Annotated in this window: 3 protein-coding genes; all 3 read left to right on the forward strand. The window is 69.9% G+C overall.

Annotated features, from left to right (window positions below):
- Nucleotides 1-9: 9 nt before the first annotated feature.
- A complete protein-coding gene (locus FDZ70_09045; protein TLM70722.1) occupies nucleotides 10-534 on the forward strand; it encodes a MarR family transcriptional regulator in 525 nt (174 codons plus the stop codon).
- On the forward strand, nucleotides 531-2,261 hold the full coding sequence (locus FDZ70_09050; protein TLM70723.1) for an ABC transporter ATP-binding protein: 1,731 nt from the start codon (nucleotides 531-533) through the stop codon (nucleotides 2,259-2,261). Before FDZ70_09045 ends, FDZ70_09050 begins: the two co-directional genes overlap by 4 nt.
- On the forward strand, nucleotides 2,262-2,678 hold a 417-nt coding region (locus FDZ70_09055), incomplete at its 3' end, for an ABC transporter ATP-binding protein (GenBank protein ID TLM70724.1).

Below are 2,678 nucleotides of genomic sequence, written 5' to 3' on the forward strand. Positions count from 1 at the left end.
GGGCGAACCATGGCCGGACCCCACCACTTCCACGACCTCGAACCCGACCCGGACGAGTCCCCGGCGCGCCGGGTCGCCCGCGTGACCGCGCGTACCGTCCCGTGGGCGATGGGCACGCTCGCCGCCGGCCTGCGCGAGCGCGTCGGCGTGCACCCGTCGCACTTCAAGGCGCTCATGTCGATGCACGGCGGCGGTGTGACCGCGAGTGAGCTCGCCGAGCGCATGCAGGTCTCGGCGCCGACGGTCTCCAAGATGGTGTCGGCGCTCGAGCGGCACGGGTGGATCGGGCGCTCCACCGACCCCGCCGACCGCCGCCGCGTCCTGCTCACGCTGACCGACGCGGGTGCCGACGCGATGCGCGGCTTCATGGTCGCCGGCGTCGACCACATGGAGTCGGTGTTCTCCGATGCGAGCGCCGGCGAACTCGCTGCCATCGAGCGCGGCATGGAGGCGTTGCGCGACGTGCTCTCCCGCGCGCACGAGGACCGGCGCGCCCACTGCCCGCACCACCGGACGGAGGACGCCTCCCGATGATCTCGCTGCTCAAGACCTACCTGAAGCCGTACCGCTGGCGCGTAGCGCTCGTGATGCTGCTGCTGCTCGTGCAGGCGATCGGTGGCCTGTACCTGCCGGAACTCAACGCCGACATCATCAACGACGGCGTGGCCAAGGGCGACACCGCCGCCATCCTGCGCATCGGCGGCCTCATGCTCGCCGTCACGCTGGTCCTCGGCATCATCTCGATCGTGAGCGTGTACTTCGGCTCGTACTCGTCGATGGCGTTCGGGCGCGACCTGCGCGCCGCCATCTTCCGTCGCGTGGGCTCGTTCTCGCAGACCGAGGTCAACCGCTTCGGCACGCCGTCGCTCATCACCCGCAACACCAACGACGTCCAGCAGATCCAGATGGTCGTGCTCATGAGCCTGAACGTGATGATCCTCGCGCCGTTCATGGGCATCGGCGGCGTCATCATGGCGCTGCGCCAGGACGTGCCGCTCTCGGCCACGCTGCTCGTGATCGTGCCGCTCATGGTGGTGTTCCTCGGCATCCTGGCGAAGACCGCGTTGCCGCTGTTCACCTCGATGCAGAAGAAGGTCGACCGCATCAACCAGGTCATGCGCGAGACGCTCTCGGGCGTGCGCGTCATCCGCGCGTTCGTGCGCGACGGCTTCGAGCAGGCCCGCTTCGCCGAGGCCAACGAGGACCTCACCGACAACGCGCGCAAGGTGTTCCGGCTGTTCTCGCTGATGTGGCCGGTGCTGCTCGGCGTGATGAACCTGTCGACCGTGGCCATCCTGTGGTTCGGCGCGCACCGGGTCGCCGGCGGAGGCATGCCCATCGGCAACCTGATGGCGTTCCTGAACTACATCATCCAGATCCTGATGTCGGTGATGATGGCGACCTTCATGCTCACGATGCTCCCGCGTGCCGAGGCGTCCGCCGTACGCATCCGCGAGGTGCTCGACGCCGAGCCGTCGGTGACCGACCCGCCCGCGCCGATCTCGCCGGACGCGAAGCGCGGCTGCCTCGAGTTCCGCGGCGTCGAGTTCCGCTACCCGGGCGCCCAGGAGCCGGTCCTGCGCGACATCTCGTTCTCGGCCGGTCCCGGCGAGACGACCGCGATCATCGGGTCGACCGGCTCGGGCAAGTCCACGCTGGTCAACCTCATCCCGCGCTTCTACGACGTGACGGCCGGCGAGGTCCTTGTCGACGGCGTCGACGTGCGCGCGCTCGCGCAGGAGGACCTGTGGCGGCGCATCGGCTTCATCCCGCAGAAGGCGTTCCTGTTCTCGGGCACCGTGGCGAGCAACCTGCGCTACGGCGACGAGGCGGCCGCCGACGAGGACCTGTGGGCCGCGTTGCGCATCGCCCAGGGCGCCGACTTCGTCACCGAGATGCCCGAGGGACTCGCCGCGCCCATCGCGCAGGGCGGCGCGAACGTGTCCGGTGGCCAGCGCCAGCGGCTCGCCATCGCGCGCGCGCTCGTGAAGCGCCCCGAGATCTACGTGTTCGACGACAGCTTCTCGGCGCTCGACTTCAAGACCGACGCGCGCCTGCGCGCCGCGCTCGCGAGCGAGACGCGCGAGGCGACCGTGGTCATCGTCGCCCAGCGGGTCGGCACGATCATGCACGCCGACCGGATCGTGGTGCTCGACGAGGGACGCGTCGCCGGCATCGGCACGCACGCCGAACTCATGGAGACCTGCGAGACGTACCGCGAGATCGTGTTCTCGCAGGTGACCGAGGAGGAGATCGCCTAGATGGCCGAGACGAAGCCAGAGAGCGCGGGCGGCCCCGGGCGCGGGCGCGGGCCCGGCGGGCCGGCCGGCATGATGGGCGGCCACGGGATGATCGGCTCGGGCGCGAAGTCCAAGGACTTCCGCGTCTCGGGACGGCGGCTGCTCGGGTTGCTGAAGCCCCGTCGCGCGATGATCGCGTTCGTGGTGACACTCGCGCTCGTGAGCGTCGTGCTCTCGACGCTGGGGCCGAAGATCCTCGGCGGCGCGACCAACGAGCTCTTCTCGGGCCTGATGTCGCAGATCCTCACCGAGCAGGTGGCCAAGACGCTGCCGCCCGGCGTGCCGGTGGAGAGCGTCACGAAGGACCAGCTGATCTCGGGGATGCGCGCCAGAGGCCAGGCCACGGACGCCGACATGCTCGCCAACATGGACGTAAAG

Source organism: Actinomycetota bacterium (assembly GCA_005774595.1).
Taxonomy (GTDB): domain Bacteria; phylum Actinomycetota; class Coriobacteriia; order Anaerosomatales; family D1FN1-002; genus D1FN1-002.